Here is a 15,213-nt window from a genome sequence, read left to right as displayed (position 1 = left end):
GGGCAGGCCGGCGGTTTTTTCTTCACCGACGTCTCGCGACTACTGGCCGCGCATGCGACCCTGGAAACGCGGCGCACCGTTGCCCATGTGCGGGAGACGGATCTTGCCGATCGCGCTGATGCGCTCCTCGGCCATGCGGTCCGCGGCCTTGTAGGTCGGGATCTTGTCGCGTGCGGAGATCTCGAAGATGCGACCGACGTTGTAGTAGATCGTGCGCATCATGCGCATCGCGCGCTCGCGGTTGTAGCCGTCGATTTCCAGCGACACGTTCATGACGCCGCCGGCGTTCACGGCGTAGTCCGGGGCGTAGAGCACGCCGCGGCGGGAGAGTTCGTCGCCGATGGCGTCGGTGGCCAGCTGGTTGTTGGCCGCGCCGCAGATGATCTTCGCCTTGATGCGGTCGATGGTCTGCTCGTTCACCGTGCCACCGAGGGCGCACGGGCTGTAGACGTCGGCGTCCACGTCGTAGATCTCGTCGAGGCCCACGGCTTCGCAGCCCAGCTCGTCGACGCAGCGCTGCACGGCGTCCTTGTTGATGTCGGTGACGAACACCTTCGCGCCCTGCTCGCGCAGCAGCTTGATGAACTCGCTGCCCACGTGGCCGCAGCCCTGAACGGCGTAGCTGTACTTGCCCACGTCTTCGTTGCCGTGCTTGTGCTGCAGCGCGGCCATCAGGCCCTGGAGCGTGCCGAAGGCGGTGAACGGCGAGGGATCGCCCGAGCCGCCATGGACCTGATGCACGCCGGTGACGTACTCGGTCTCGCGGAACACGTATTCCATGTCGTTGACGTCGATGCCGACGTCCTCGGCCGTGATGTAGCGACCGTTGAGCGAGTTGACGAAGCGGCCGAAGGCGCGGAACAGCGCTTCCGACTTGTCCTTGGAGGGATCGCCGATGATCACGGCCTTGCCGCCGCCGAGGTTCAGGCCGGCCACCGCGTTCTTGTAGGTCATGCCGCGCGACAGGCGCAGCACGTCGTTCACGGCGTCCTGCTCGCTCTTGTAGGGCCACATGCGCAGGCCGCCCAGCGACGGGCCAAGCACGGTGTTGTGGATCGCGATGATGGCCTTCAGGCCTGCGTCCTTGTTATGGCAGAAGACGACTTCTTCGTGGCCCGTGTTGGCGATGGTTTCGAAAATCATCGAACGCAAACTCCAGTTACAAGCGGCTTGGGCGCCGCCCTTCAGGTGGAAACCGGCGGTGGGGACCCCCGGTGGATTGTGACTGTCCAAAAAAATCGCCCCAACCTTGAGGGCGGGGGCGATATGTCGTGTCAGTTGGATAGTTTAAACCGTTGCGGGCCCGTGTGTAGGTGCGCCGCAGCACGGGGGCTCGCGGTCAGCGGTGCCAGTGGCGGTCGCGGTGCCAGGTTTCCCGCTCGAAACGCCAGCCGTGGCCGTACGGGCGCCATACCGGGGCCCGGTACACGTAGCCCGGGCGCGCGGCATACCAATGGCCGTCGACCCAGACGTAGCGGCCTCGGGCCCAGTTCCAGTACCCGGGGGCCCAGACGTACCCGGCACGCGGCGGCGGCACGCGCTCGAAACGCGGCGGAGGCGGGCGGGTGCCCACGGTGACCGAGACGTATTCCCGCGCGGCGGCGGGCGGGGTGTAGCTCGCGGCGCCAACGGCCAGGCCCAGGGCGGCCACGGCGGCGAGGGTGCGGGTCAGGCTCATGACTGTCTCCTTCGGCACTCCGCGTCGGATGCGGATTCGTGCGCCAGAACGCAGGCTCGCACCGGCGGGTTGACTCCCCTCGCGGCATGCGTTCAGCTTCGCGGACCCCCTATCCGGTTCCCCCCATGAAGCCACCGCGCCGCTTCGGCGTCCGTACCGTCGCGACCATCCTCGGCATTCGCCTTGCCTACCGGCTGGGCAGCCGCCTGGCGCCGCGGCGGACCGTCGCCCATGCCGCACGGGTTTTCCAGACGCCGTTGCCGAGCAGCCGCGAGCGCGCCGACCACGCCGCGGCGCTCACCTCGGCGCGGGAAGCGCGCATCGACGTCGACGGCAGGCCCATCGCCACGTATGTCTGGGGCGACCCCGCGACACGGCCGTACCTGCTGTTCGTGCATGGCTGGTCGAGCATGGGCCTGCGCTGGGAAAGCTGGATGCCGCAGGTTCTTGCGAAAGGCTGGGCGGCGGTGGCTTTCGACCAGCCGGGACACGGACGGAGCGGCGGCGACCTCTGCACGCTGCCGGATTTCGCGAACACGGTGACGGCCGTGGCCCGGCATTACGGCGATCCGGAAGGCGTGGTCGCGCACTCGCTGGGCGGGGCCGCCGTGGCACTGGCGCTCGACGGCGGGTGGACGACGAAGCGGGTGGTGCTGATCGCCGCCGCGGCGGACGTGGAAGGCGCCACGCGACGCTTCGCGCGCTTCGTGCGATTGAGCGAGCGCCTGCGGCCGAAACTGCACGAGCTGCTGGCGGAGCGTACCGGTGTCCTCATCGACGACCTGCACATCGCGAGGCACGCTCCGAAGCGGACCCAGCCGGTGCTGGTGGTGCACGATCGCGGCGATCCCGAGGTGCCGATGGAGGAGGCCGCGATGTACATGAAGCTCTGGCCCGGGGCGACGCTCCTGGAAACCCGCGGCCTCGGCCACCGGGCCGTGGTGGACGATAAGGCAGTGAGGGAAGCGGCGCTGAATTTCCTCTCCCCCCGATAACGCCGCCACCACTGTAGGAGCCGCTATAGCGGCGAGGGGACGTGCCTTCTCGCTTCATGGCTTCGTTGGCTTCTCGCCGCTATAGCGGCTCCTACAGCAGGCTCTCTGCGCTGCATTGCAGCAAAGCGCTGCGCCCCCGCCGCAGTAGAATTCACAGCTCCCCACCGTCGTCGATCGTTCCCGGAGTCTTCATGAGCTCGCAGCCCCAGCACATCCCCGCCAGCAGCACGGACGCCGAGGCGACCCCGCTGCGCTTCGTCACGGCGGCGAGCCTGTTCGACGGACACGACGCCGCCATCAACATCATGCGCCGGATCATCCAGAGCCAGGGTGCGGAGGTGATCCACCTGGGCCATAACCGCTCGGTGGAAGACGTGGTGCGCGCCGCGCTGCAGGAAGACGCGGACGCCATCGCACTGTCGTCCTACCAGGGCGGCCACGTGGAATATTTCAAGTACATGGTGGACATGCTGCGCGAGCGCGGTGCAGGCCATGTGCGCGTGTTTGGCGGCGGTGGCGGCACCATCACGCCGGAAGAAATCAAGGAGCTCCAGGCCTACGGCGTGGAGCGCATCTACCATCCGAACGACGGCATGAAGCTCGGCCTCGTGGAGATGATCGAGGACGTGATGACGCGTACGCGCGCCGCAGCGATGCAGCGCGTGGAAGTCGCCCCGCCCGCCACCTCCGTCGAGGACGAGATCTCCATCGGCGCCATGCTTTCGGCGATCGAGGAAGACCACCTGGGCGAGGAAGAACTGGCCCGCCTGCGCAAGGCGTGGAAGCTCGCCGGGGGGAAGACCCCGGTGCTCGGGCTGACCGGTACCGGCGGCGCCGGCAAGTCGTCCGTCGTGGACGAACTGCTGCTGCGCTTCCTGCATGCCTTCCCGCAGATGCGCATCGCCGTGCTGGCCGTCGACCCGACCCGCCGTCGCAGCGGCGGCGCGCTGCTGGGCGATCGCATCCGCATGAACTCGCTGCGCAGTCCGCGCGTGTACATGCGTTCGATGGCCACCCGCCGCCAGCATGCCGCCACCTCGGTCGTGCTGCACGACTGCATCGATTTCCTCAAGGCCCAGAGCTACGACCTGGTGATCGTCGAGACCGCCGGCATCGGCCAGAGCGACTCGGAGATCGTCGATCTCGTCGATTTCCCGGTCTATGTCATGACCAGCGAATACGGCGCCGCGAGCCAGCTCGAGAAGATCGACATGCTCGACTTCGCCGAGCTCGTGGTGCTCAACAAATTCGACAAGCGCGGCGCCGAGGATGCGCTGCGCGACGTGCGCAAGCAGTGGAAGCGCAACCGCGCGGCCTTCCAGCTGCCGGACGAGAAGGTGCCGGTCTATCCGACCATTGCCAGCCAGTTCAACGATCCGGGCGTGACCTGGATGTTCGACAACCTGTGCCGGCTGCTGCGCGAGAAGCTCTCGCTGCCCGAGGCCACGTGGACGCCGGATGTCGACACCAGCCTGCGCGAGCCGCGCGCCACCGTGCTGATTCCGGGCAACCGCGTGCGTTACCTTGCGGAGATCGCGGAGCAGGGCCGGGGCGTCAACGCATCCATCGCGGTGCAGGCCGCGGCGGCGAGCAAGGCGCAGCATTACTACGAGTCGTTGAAGGACATCGGCGACGAGTCGCTGCCGCGTGCCTTCGACCTCTACGACCACGCGCTGCTCACCGTGCACGGCGACCGCTCCCTCATCACCCTGCGCCAGCGCTACAACGAGACCGTGCGCGAGCTGTCCAGCGAGGCGATCCACCTCCTGCGCGAGTGGCCGGCCCGGTTCGAGTCGGTCACGGCCGAATTCAACGAATACCAGGTGCGCGACAAGGTCATTCGCGTGGAAAACTACCGCGAATCGTTGAGCCACCAGAAAATCCCGAAGGTGTCGCCGCCCAAGACCAAGGACTGGGGCGAACTGCTTTCCTTCCTCATGCGCGAGAACCTGCCTGGCCACTATCCGTATACCGGCGGCGTGTTCCCGTACCGTCGCGCCGGCGAAGACCCGACCCGCATGTTCGCGGGCGAGGGTACGCCCGAGCGTACGAATCGCCGCTTCCATTACCTCTCGCTGGGCGGCGGCGCCGCGCGCCTGTCCACGGCGTTCGACTCGGTGACGCTGTACGGCGAGGATCCCGCACCGCGTCCCGACATCTACGGCAAGATCGGCAACTCCGGCGTCTCCATCGCCACGCTCGACGACATGAAGAAGCTCTACTCCGGCTTCGACCTGTCGGCACCGACCACGTCTGTGTCGATGACGATCAACGGTCCCGCGCCGATCATCCTCGCCATGTTCATGAACACGGCGATCGACCAGAACATCGAGAAGTACCTCAACGAGGATGCCTCGCGCTGGGAAGCCGCCAACGCGCGCATCGCCGAGCTGTATCCGGACGGCAACCGCCCGCGTTACAACGGCGACCTGCCCCAGGGCAACGACGGCCTCGGCCTCGGGCTGCTCGGCGTCTCGGGCGAGGAAGTCGTGGATGCGGAGACCTACGCGCGGATCAAGGCGTACACGCTGGCGACCGTGCGAGGCACAGTGCAGGCCGACATCCTGAAGGAAGACCAGGCGCAGAACACCTGCATCTTCAGCACGGAATTCGCGCTGCGCATGATGGGCGACATCCAGCAGTACTTCGTCGACCACAAGGTCCGCAACTTCTATTCGGTGTCGATCTCGGGCTACCACATCGCGGAAGCCGGGGCGAACCCGATCAGCCAGCTGGCCTTCACGCTGTCGAACGGCTTCACCATCGTGGAGTACTACCTCGCCCGCGGCATGAAGATCGACGATTTCGCGCCGAACCTGTCGTTCTTCTTCTCCAACGGCATGGACCCGGAATATACGGTGATCGGTCGCGTGGCTCGCCGCATCTGGGCCCGCGCCATGCGCGAGCGCTACGGCGCCAGCGCGCGCAGCCAGATGCTGAAGTACCACATCCAGACCTCCGGCCGTTCGCTGCACGCGCAGGAAATCCAGTTCAACGACATCCGCACCACGCTGCAGGCGCTGTACGCGTTGTTCGACAACTGCAACAGCCTGCACACGAACGCCTACGACGAGGCGATCACCACGCCCACGGAAGAGAGCGTGCGCCGTGCCGTGGCGATCCAGCTCATCATCAACCGCGAGCTCGGCCTCAACTTCAACGAGAACCCGTGGCAGGGCAGCTTCGTGGTCGACGAACTGACCGACCTCGTGGAAGAAGCCGTGTACAAGGAGTTCGAGGCGATCAGCGAGCGCGGCGGCGTGCTCGGCGCTATGGATACGATGTACCAGCGCGGCAAGATCCAGGAAGAGTCGATGTACTACGAGCACAAGAAGCACGACGGCTCGCTTCCGCTCATCGGCGTGAACACCTTCCTGCCGAAGGACCACGGCGGCGAGATCGCCACCGAGATCGAACTGATCCGCTCCACGGAAGAGGAGAAGGGCCAGCAGATCGACAACGTGCTGCTCTACGGCAAGGCCCGCAACGGCCTGGCCCCGGAGAGCCTGAAGACGTTGCAGAAGACGGCCCGCGACCGCCGCAACGTGTTCGCGGAACTGATGGAAGCCGTACAGCACAACTCGCTCGGACAGATCAGCCACGCGCTGTACGACGTGGGCGGCGAGTACCGCCGTAACATGTAAAGCCCGTCGTCCCTGCGCAGGCAGGGACCCAACGACTTACGCCCCGGTTATCCTGCGCGCCGCATCGCCGCCTACGGAATCGGACGACTCGCTGACGCGAGTTCGTGCCTCGATGCGGGTTGTTCCCTCATGGGGAGCTAGGCCAGAGGGGGAGTACCCGGCGCCTGCGGATTAAGCAGGTATGCAGGCGTCGGGCAAGCCCCCGATTTGAACTCGACCACCGGTTCGTAGTCCCATGGGGGCTTGGTTCTGTGTAGGAGCGGTGTAGTGAGCAGTCAGTCGTCGGGTTCGAAGTGGGTTGCGGGTTTGCTGGTGGTGGCGATCGCCGTGGTGGTCGGCATCTTCGTGTATCGGGAGAAAATGGCGCGCGACAAGGCGGAGGCGCCGGCCTTCGCGGGCGCGAGTTCTTCCGCACCGGCCCATGCCGGCACCGCGCAGAACGCGGCGCTGCCGCAGCATCCCATCGGCCCGGCCAGCGGTTCCACCGCGGCGCTGCCGTCGCTGGACCAGAGCGACGACGCCGTGCTCGCCGGCCTCATGGCGCTCACCAGCGACGATGCGCTGAAGTCGCTGCTGAAGCCGCAGGCGATCGTCTCGCGCATGGTGTCCACCATTGATGCATTGCCAAAGCACACCATCGGCATGAACGTCGTGCCGTTGCGCACCCCGACAGGCCGCTTCCAGGTGCAGTCGGACGACGGCATGTTCGTCGAATCAAAGAAGAACTATGCGCGCTACGACACGTACATGTACGTGGCCGACCGCGTGAATCCGGCCGCTGCCGCAAGCTGGTACAAGCGCAACTATCCGCTATTCCAGGATGCGTATCGCGACCTCGGCACGGGCGGCTATTTCAACGACCGCCTCATCGAGGTCATCGACCACCTCCTCGCCGCGCCGGAACCGAAGGGCACGCTACAGCTGATTCCGGCGAAGGAAGGCTATGTCTACGCCAACCCCGACTACGAACAGTTGTCGGTAGGACAGAAGTTCATGATCCGCGTGGGGCCGGCGAACGAGGCGAAGCTGAAGGCGAAGCTTCGGGCGTTGCGGGAGGCCATCGTGGCCGGTGCGCCCGCGGTGTCATCGACCAGCGCGAACTAAACATGTGGGAGCCGCTATAGCGGCGAGGGCAATCTTGCGATTCGGTCGCCAGCTTTTCCTCGCCGCTATAGCGGCTCCTACAGGCGCCTTCAGGGCTTCTTCGACGGGTCCCGCACCGGCACGCTGATGTTGCACAGGTCGATCTTCCCGGCCGGGCGGGTGTAGAAGTCGTCGCGGCGGTTGCGCTTCGCGTCGATCACCGCAGCGAAGGTCTTGCTGTCCGTGCGCAGCACCTGGATCGGTGTGCGCTCGGCTTCCGGCACGTCGGCGGCGAGGCGCACGCTCTTGATCGTGACGCGCTGTTCCGGCTTGTCATAGAAGCCCATCGGCTCGCCGCCGCGCGGATAGGCCGAGAGGATCTCCATGCCTTTGATGACCTTGCCGGCCACGGCGAGGTTGCGGTCGAGATTGCGCGGCGCCTGTCCGATGATGGCGTAGAGCGAGCTGCCGTTGCCGGTCTCCGCGCCGGTGTCGCGCGCGACGCCCACGGTGCCGTAGCAGTGCGTGATCCATGCCCCGCCCTTGCCGTCGCGCGCCACGGGGAAGCCCTCCGAGAAACCGACTTCCGGTGCATAGACGTCGCCATCCGGCAGCTTGGTGAAGGGATAGGCCTTGCCGCCCTTGCGGGTGAATTCCGGCGCGAGGGTTTCCTTCGCCGTGCCCAGGCTCTTTGCTTTCTTCTTGTCGTCGCCGTCGGGGTCGCCCCATTGGGTGACGAAGTTGTCCTGCACACGGATGATCTGCGTGCCGTCGAAGTAGTGCTCGCGGATCAGCGTGCGGATGTTCGCGGCGTGCAGCGGCGACCAGTCCTGGGCCAGCTCGATGATGACGCGGCCTTGCGGGAGATCCATGTACACAAGGTTCTGCGGATCGGGCGTGCGCCACTCGGCGGGCGTCGACTTCGCCAGCAGCTCCTTCGGCGTGGGCGATTTCTTCGCCTCTTCCGCCATGGCGGGCAGGGCAAGCAGGAAGGCGAGCGCGAGGCAGGTACGGGTGAGCATGGAGTCCCCTGGGGTCTGTTGACCCCGGAGACGTTAGCAGAGCCCGGGCTGTTGTAGGAGCCGCTATAGCGGCGAGAGCACGCTTCTGGCCGCGTCGCGAGGTTCCTCGCCGCCATGGCGGCTCCTACACAAAAGCAGGCCCGGCGGAACCTTTCCTACTGGTGCAGGCCCAGGACGGCTTTGGGCTCCAGGTAGGCCTCGAGGCCGAAGCGTCCGGACTCGCGGCCGAGACCCGATTGCTTGAACCCGCCGAACGGCGCCTTCGGCTCGTGGGTCAGCGTATTGACCAGCACGCGCCCCGCATCGATGCGCGCCGCCACGCGCACCGCGCGGGCCTCGTCGGTGGAATGTACGTAGGCCTGCAGCCCGTAGCTCGTATCGTTGGCGATTGCGATGGCTTCCTCTTCGTCGTCATACGCGATGATCGACAGCACCGGCCCGAAGATTTCCTCGCGGGCGATGGTCATGTCGTTGCGCACGTCGGTAAACAGGGTGGGGCGTACCAGCCACCCCCGGGCATGGCCATGCGGGCGTCCTTCGCCGCCGGCGATGAGGCGGGCGCCTTCCTCGATGCCCTTGCGGATGTAGCCTTGCACGCGGTTCCACTGCTTCGCGCTGACCATGGGGCCGACTTCCGTGGCGGGATCCGCGGGATCGCCCGAGACGACGGCTTCCACGGCCGACTTCGCCATCGCCTCGAACTCCGCGAGTCGGGAACGCGGCACGAGGATGCGCGTTCCGGCGATGCAGGCCTGTCCGCTGTTCATGAATCCCGCACCGATCACCAGCGGCATGGCCTTCGCGAGATCGGCATCGTCGAGGATCACACTGGGCGATTTGCCGCCCAGCTCGAGCGTGACGCGCTTCAGGGTGTCCGCGGCGGCGCGGACGATGCCTTTGCCGACCGCCGTCGATCCGGTGAACGAGATCTTCGCGACGTCCGGGCTGTCGACGATCTCTGCGCCCACCACGTCGCCGCGACCGGTGACGATGTTGTACACGCCCGCCGGCGCGCCTGCCTCATGCAGTGCCTCGGTCACGATCCGGGTCTGCAGCGCGCTCATCTCGCTGGGCTTGATCACCGCCGTGCAGCCGGCCGCGATGGCGGTGGCGAGCTTGCCGCAAATGAAGCCGGCATTGCTGTTCCAGGGCGTGATGAGGCCCGTCACGCCGACGGGCTGCATGACGACGGCGGCCGCGCCCATCCGCCGCTCGAAGTCGAACGCGCGCAGGGTCTCGATGGCTTCGACGAAGACGCTGGAGGCGTAGCCGGTCATCCAGCGCCCGCGCGATACCGGTGCTCCGTATTCTTCGCGTATGGCCTCGAACAGGTCGTCTTCGCGGGCGCGTACGGCGTCGTGCATGCGCTGGAGCAGGGCGATGCGTTCCTCGACCGTGGACGTCGAGAACGTGGCGAAGGCGCGCTTCGCCGCGGCGATCGCGCGGCGGGCGTCTTCCGCGTCGCCGAGCCGCACGGTGCCGATCACCTCCTCGGTGGCGGGGTTGAAGAGTTCGAAGCGCTCCTGTCCGTGTGGGGTGACAAAAGCGCCGTCGATGTAGATCTGCTCGATGGTGTGCATGGCGGTCCTCGATCGTGGGGTGGGTACCTCCAACGATGCGGCCGGGCCATTGATCTGATAAGAAGGACAAAGCCGAATGACTTGTTAAGCAGGAGCGGATAATGCGATCCGGACTCACCGAGCTCGAAGCCGTGCTGGCAGTGGCCCGCCACGGCAGTTTCCGCGCCGCCGCGGCCGCTCTGGAGATGTCTACCTCGGCCCTGAGCCAGGCCGTGGCGTCGCTGGAGGGCCGCATCGGTACGCGGCTGTTCCACCGGACCACGCGCAGCGTCCGCCTCACCCAGGCCGGCGAGCGTTTCGTGGCCGACGTGGCCCCGGCCATGGCGGATATCCGCGGCGCCATCGAGCGGGCCAGCGACGAGGGCGGCCCACCCACCGGCACCCTGCGGATCAATGCCTCGTTCGGCGCTGCGCAACGGGTCATCGGTCCGTACCTGATTCCGTACATGCGTAAGTATCCCGGCGTACACCTGGACCTGGTGACCGAGGGGCGCCTGATCGACATCGTGCGGGAGGGGTTCGACGCGGGCTTCCGGACGGAGGATACGGTACCGGGCGACATGATCGCGATACCTTTCGGCGCCCGGATCCGCTTCGCGGTGGTCGGTTCGCCGGACTATTTCGCGAAACACGGTCGGCCGCGCACGCCGGCCGACCTTTCGCGGCACGCATGCATACGCGCGCGCATGCCGGCCGGGCACATCTATCGCTGGGAGTTCGAGCGGCATGGGGAAGCGCTGGCTGTCGACGTGCAGGGCGCCCTGACGCTCGACGCGCCGCAGCTCATGCTGGAAGCCGCGCTGGCGGGCCTGGGCCTCACCTACCTCACCGAGTTCAACGTGGAGGAAGCGCTCGCCGCGGGCACGCTCGAACGCGTGCTTGCCGAATGGACGCCGCCCTTCGACCGCCTGTGCCTGTACTACCCGGGGAGGCGGCACGTACCCGCGCCGTTGCGTGCGCTGGTCGATCTCATCAGGGAATCGGGTTGAGCGCATGGGCCAAGGGTCATGGCAAACCTTTGCGGTTCCGCAGGCATCCTTTCCGCAAGTTTCCACGTCCCGGATTACTCATGCGTTGTCGCTTCATCCTCGCCGCCCTCCTGGGGTTCACCGTCGCTCCCGCGTATGCCGAGGTCGTCATCGACGGTCATATCGATCCCACGGAATGGGCCGGCGCCAAACACATCGTCGACTTTCGCCAGACCCAGCCGTTGACGGGGAAGCCCGGCAGTCAGCCCACCGAGGCGTGGATCCTGTCGACGCCGAAGGGCCTCGCGGTGGCGATCCGCGCCACGCAGCCGGACGGTGTCCCGCGCTCGCACCAGCAGACCCGGCGCGACGAGAACGCGCTGGTCGACCGCGTCAACGTGATGGTCGACTTCAACGGCGACGGTCGCGTGGGCTACGACTTTGAGGTGAAGTCGCAGGGCGGCATCGCCGACGAGGTGATCACCAACGAATCCGATTTCAGCTACGACTGGGACGGCGCGTGGGATCACGCGGTCAGCGAGGACGCGGACGGCTATTCCGTCGAGGTGCTGATCCCGTGGTACATCGCGCCGATGCACAAGGCGCACGACGGCGAGCGCACCATCGGGCTTTACATCGATCGCGTGATCGGCGGCACCGGCGAGCGCATGGGCTGGCCCACGATCACGTTCGACCAGGGGCGGTTCCTGTCCAGCTTCAATCACGTGCGGCTTCCCGCGTATTCGCAATCGCTTTTCGCGGTCACGCCGTACGTGGTCGGAAGGGTGGATCGCGTGAACGGCGGCACGTCGTTCGAGCAGGGCGCGGACATCCTGTGGAAGCCCAACGGCCAGACCCAGCTCACCGCCACCATCAATCCGGACTTCGGCCAGGTGGAGAGCGACGACCTCGTGGTGAACTTCTCGCCGGAGGAAACCTTCTTCACCGACAAACGCCCGTTCTTCACCGAGAACCAGGGCATCTTCGACTTCAGCCTGCTCGACGACTACTCGCAGCTGGTCTACACGCGGCGCGTGGGTGGCGCGTCCGACGACGGCCACGGTGCCGCCGACATCTCCACCGCGGTGAAGGTCAACGGCAGCGTCGGTTCGACGAGCTACGGCATCCTCACCGCGCAGGAGAAGGGCGACGCCGGCCGTACCTTCGGCGCGCTGCGCCTGAGCCAGAACGAGGGTACGCAGACCTTCGGCATGCTCGCCACGCGGGTGAACCATCCGTACCTCGACCGCGATGCCAACGTGCTCGGCTTCGACCATCGCTGGCAGCCCAGCAGCGCGTTCACCATCACCAGCAACGTGGTCGGCAGCAAGATCGACGAGCCCGGGGCGAACACGTCCGGCCTCGGCGCGACCAGCATCGCCTATTGGCAGATGAACGACGTGTGGGCCCAGCAGTGGCTCGGCATGTACTTCGGCCGCCGCCTGGACATCGACGACTTCGGCTACCTGCCGCGCAACGACATGCTCTACCTGCACTGGGAAGTGCGCCGCCGCCTTACCGGTCTCCCGGCGGATTCCGCGTACACCTCGCACCTGTGGGAGTACCGCATTTCGGGCGCCGACAACACCGACGGACGTGCCGTGAGCCGCCGTTTCCGCATCGTGCGCGACAGCCGGCGGCGCGACGGCGGCGAGGAGGAGTGGCGGCTGGATACGTTCTCCGCGGCGTACGACGACCGGCTCACCCGTGGCGGCAATGCCCTGCACACCCCGCCCACGGCGAAGCTGACCTACGACCGCACGCGTCCGCGCATCGGCCGCTGGGCCTGGGAGGCGGAGGGTTTCATCACCGGCAACCAGCTCACCGGTTACCACCGGCTCGGCTACTACTTCAAGTTCACGCCCACGTACTTCATCACCGACGCTTTCAGCGTGTTTCTCGGCGCCAGCTACGAGTGGGATCCGAACTGGCTGATCTGGCAGGGCCACGACAACCTGCTGGGCGTGTACGACGGCCGGACCGTCGGGATCGACAGCGGCGTGAACTGGAACCTCAGCAACCGGCAGGAACTGCGCGTGAAACTGCAGACGCTGGCGTTGGGCGCGAAGCTGCGCGATACGATCGACGTGACGCCCACCGGCGGCACCGTCCACAGCGATGAACACGTGGATCCGCTCGGCGTGGCGAACCTGGGCTTCCAGATCCGCTATCGCTACGAGATCGCTCCGCTGTCGGATCTCTACATCGTCTACAACCGCGGCGGCTACGAGGACGACACCGAGGACGATGTGAACTCGCAGTTCCGCCGCGGTTTCAGCCTCAAGGATGTCAACGAAGGCCTGATCAAGATCGCCTACCGCCTCGAGTTCTGAAGTAGAGCCGGGCTTCACGCGCCTTGTGGCATTCCTTGGGCCAAGGAATGCCTGTGGAGACCCCCGTGCCACATCGAGAGAACCCCGTGCCCGGCCGCAGCATCGGCGAGCACGGCGTCATCGGGAACCAGGACACCATCGCGCTCGTGGCCACCGACGGCACGATCGATTTCCTGTGCTGGCCGCACATGGACAGCCCGACGGTGTTCGCCGCCTTGCTCGATCCCGCGAAAGGCGGCGAGTTCTCCGTGGCGCCGGCGCTACCGGATGCGCGGCGCATGCAACTCTACATACCGGAGACGAACGTACTGGTCACGCGCTGGATGGGCGGGAAGGGCAGCATGGAGCTGACCGATTTCATGCCTCATCCCGAGGCCGGCGCCCGTCTTCCGCGCAGCCTCGTGCGCCGGGTGCGGGCGTCGCGGGGAAGGGTGAAGGTGCGCGTGCGCTGCCGGCCCCGCTTCGACTATGCCGCGAGCGTGCCGACGGCCGACGCGTACGGGGATACCGTGGTGTTCCACGATGACGCGCACTCGCTGCGCCTCGGCGCGTCGGTGCCCATCCTGGTGGGCGAGAGCGAGGCGCATGCGGAGTTCGAACTCGAAGCGGGCCAGGACGCATGGTTCGTGCTCTGCGACGAGGCATTCGATCCGCTTGACGTGGCGGAATGCGCCACGGCGCTGGAGGCGACGTCCGACGCATGGCGCCACTGGACCCGCCGTTCCCATTACCGTGGCCGCTGGCGCGAACTGGTCGACCGTTCCGCGCTGGTGCTGAAGCTGCTCACCTCGCACGAGCACGGCTCGATCGCCGCCGCCGGAACCTTCGGCCTGCCCGAGGCCACGGGCGCCGCACGCAACTGGGATTACCGCGCCAGCTGGATACGGGACGCCTCGTTCACCGTGTACGCCTTCATGCGGCTCGGCTACGTCGAGGAGGCGGCGCATTTCCGGCAGTGGACGGAAGACCGTTTCGTGGAGCTGGAGGAGGGCGCCGCGCTCCGCGTCATGTATGCGCTGGATGGCAGCGAGGCGCTGAAGGAATCGACGCTGGACCATCTGGCCGGCTACGCGGGATCGAAGCCCGTGCGCATCGGCAACGCGGCGCGCACGCAGACCCAGCTGGATATCTTCGGCGAACTGATCGATAGCATCTACCTGTCGAACAAGTACGGAAGGGCGATCAGTCACGCGGGCTGGGCGCACGTGAAACGCCTGGTCGATCACGTGTGCGCGCACTGGCGCGACGCGGACGAGGGCATCTGGGAGATCCGCGACACCCCGCGGCATTTCCTCCACTCGCGCCTGATGTGCTGGGTGGCGCTGGATCGCTCGGTACGCCTCGCGAGCAAGCGCTCGCTCCCGGGTGCCGTCGTCGAATGGGCCATGGAACGCGACCGCATCGCGGAGGACATCTGGGCGCACTTCCGTCATCCCGAACACGGGTACTTCGTGCAGACCATGGGCGGCACGGACCTCGACGCCGCGGCGCTGATGATGCCGCTGGTCCGCTTCGTGTCGGCGACGGACCCGGTATGGCTGAAGACGCTGGACGCGATCGGCGAGCGGCTTACCGACGACGGCATGGTCTTCCGCTACCGCAATGCGGATGGCCTCGAGGGCGGCGACGGCGCATTCACTACCTGTACCTTCTGGTACGTGGAATGCCTGGCCCGCGCGGGTCGCCTCGACGAGGCGCGCGACGCGATGGTGCGTGGCGTCCACTACGCGAACCACCTCGGCCTTTTTTCCGAGGAGCTGAGTCTGCGCGCGGAACAACTGGGCAATTTCCCCCAGGCACTCACGCACCTCGCTTTCATCAGCGCGGCGTACTACCTGGACCGCCGCCTTTCGAGTCCGCAGGGCGAAGTCTGGCAACCCTGATTGCCGTCGCCCCCGCGCGGGCAAGAG

Annotated in this window: 10 protein-coding genes; 6 read left to right on the top strand and 4 right to left on the bottom strand. The window is 66.7% G+C overall.

Annotated elements, in window-relative coordinates; translation table 11 throughout:
• Positions 1–39: 39 nt before the first annotated feature.
• The gene (locus HBF32_RS07680; protein WP_166699090.1) at positions 40–1,143 is read right to left on the bottom strand and encodes a Glu/Leu/Phe/Val dehydrogenase dimerization domain-containing protein; all 1,104 of its coding nucleotides are present in this window, start codon (positions 1,141–1,143) and stop codon (positions 40–42) included.
• A 196-nt stretch (positions 1,144–1,339) separates the two neighbouring features.
• A complete protein-coding gene (locus HBF32_RS07675) occupies positions 1,340–1,678 on the bottom strand; it encodes a YXWGXW repeat-containing protein (protein WP_166699089.1) in 339 nt (112 codons plus the stop codon).
• Between the two features lie 125 nt (positions 1,679–1,803).
• Here HBF32_RS07675 and HBF32_RS07670 point away from each other — a divergent pair, with 125 nt between their 5' ends.
• The 3 genes from HBF32_RS07670 to HBF32_RS19625 all read left to right on the top strand — a co-directional run bounded on the left by HBF32_RS07670 (position 1,804) and on the right by HBF32_RS19625 (position 7,421).
• A complete protein-coding gene (locus HBF32_RS07670) occupies positions 1,804–2,673 on the top strand; it encodes an alpha/beta fold hydrolase (RefSeq protein WP_166699088.1) in 870 nt (289 codons plus the stop codon).
• 191 nt (positions 2,674–2,864) lie between these two features.
• A complete protein-coding gene (locus tag HBF32_RS07665) occupies positions 2,865–6,317 on the top strand; it encodes a methylmalonyl-CoA mutase family protein (RefSeq protein WP_166699087.1) in 3,453 nt (1,150 codons plus the stop codon).
• A 267-nt stretch (positions 6,318–6,584) separates the two neighbouring features.
• Complete coding sequence (locus HBF32_RS19625) at positions 6,585–7,421, top strand: DUF3014 domain-containing protein (protein WP_166699086.1); 837 nt, start codon at positions 6,585–6,587, stop codon at positions 7,419–7,421.
• Positions 7,422–7,510: 89 nt separating this feature from the next.
• On the opposite strand, the gene HBF32_RS07655 is transcribed toward HBF32_RS19625, so the two are convergent.
• Both HBF32_RS07655 and HBF32_RS07650 read right to left on the bottom strand, forming a co-directional pair.
• Complete coding sequence (locus tag HBF32_RS07655; RefSeq protein WP_166699085.1) at positions 7,511–8,422, bottom strand: peptidylprolyl isomerase; 912 nt, start codon at positions 8,420–8,422, stop codon at positions 7,511–7,513.
• Positions 8,423–8,577: 155 nt separating this feature from the next.
• A complete protein-coding gene (locus HBF32_RS07650; RefSeq protein ID WP_166699084.1) occupies positions 8,578–10,002 on the bottom strand; it encodes an aldehyde dehydrogenase family protein in 1,425 nt (474 codons plus the stop codon).
• A gap of 101 nt (positions 10,003–10,103) precedes the next feature.
• On the opposite strand from HBF32_RS07650, the gene HBF32_RS07645 reads away from it, so the two are divergent.
• From HBF32_RS07645 to HBF32_RS07635, 3 genes are all read left to right on the top strand, one after another.
• Positions 10,104–10,991: a LysR family transcriptional regulator gene (locus tag HBF32_RS07645; RefSeq protein WP_193570339.1), complete on the top strand. Its 888-nt coding sequence runs from the start codon at positions 10,104–10,106 to the stop codon at positions 10,989–10,991.
• Between the two features lie 80 nt (positions 10,992–11,071).
• Complete coding sequence (locus HBF32_RS07640) at positions 11,072–13,303, top strand: DUF5916 domain-containing protein (protein WP_166699083.1); 2,232 nt, start codon at positions 11,072–11,074, stop codon at positions 13,301–13,303.
• A 65-nt stretch (positions 13,304–13,368) separates the two neighbouring features.
• A complete protein-coding gene (locus tag HBF32_RS07635; protein WP_205287717.1) occupies positions 13,369–15,186 on the top strand; it encodes a glycoside hydrolase family 15 protein in 1,818 nt (605 codons plus the stop codon).
• The last annotated feature ends 27 nt before the right edge of the window (positions 15,187–15,213 follow it).

Source organism: Luteibacter yeojuensis, assembly GCF_011742875.1.
GTDB classification, from domain to species: domain Bacteria; phylum Pseudomonadota; class Gammaproteobacteria; order Xanthomonadales; family Rhodanobacteraceae; genus Luteibacter; species Luteibacter yeojuensis.
The sequence above is the reverse complement of the archived record's forward strand: the minus strand, read 5'-3'. Positions and strand labels throughout refer to the sequence as shown.

Bases quoted from the DNA above. Each gene is read 5' to 3' on its own strand.
- HBF32_RS07640 (WP_166699083.1), top strand. From the start codon at position 11,072: ATGCGTTGTCGCTTCATCCTCGCCGCCCTCCTGGGGTTCACCGTCGCT.
- HBF32_RS07675 (WP_166699089.1), bottom strand. From the start codon at position 1,678: ATGAGCCTGACCCGCACCCTCGCCGCCGTGGCCGCCCTGGGCCTGGCC.
- HBF32_RS07665 (WP_166699087.1), top strand. From the start codon at position 2,865: ATGAGCTCGCAGCCCCAGCACATCCCCGCCAGCAGCACGGACGCCGAG.
- HBF32_RS07655 (WP_166699085.1), bottom strand. From the start codon at position 8,422: ATGCTCACCCGTACCTGCCTCGCGCTCGCCTTCCTGCTTGCCCTGCCC.
- HBF32_RS07680 (WP_166699090.1), bottom strand. From the start codon at position 1,143: ATGATTTTCGAAACCATCGCCAACACGGGCCACGAAGAAGTCGTCTTC.
- HBF32_RS07650 (WP_166699084.1), bottom strand. From the start codon at position 10,002: ATGCACACCATCGAGCAGATCTACATCGACGGCGCTTTTGTCACCCCA.
- HBF32_RS07670 (WP_166699088.1), top strand. From the start codon at position 1,804: ATGAAGCCACCGCGCCGCTTCGGCGTCCGTACCGTCGCGACCATCCTC.
- HBF32_RS07645 (WP_193570339.1), top strand. From the start codon at position 10,104: ATGCGATCCGGACTCACCGAGCTCGAAGCCGTGCTGGCAGTGGCCCGC.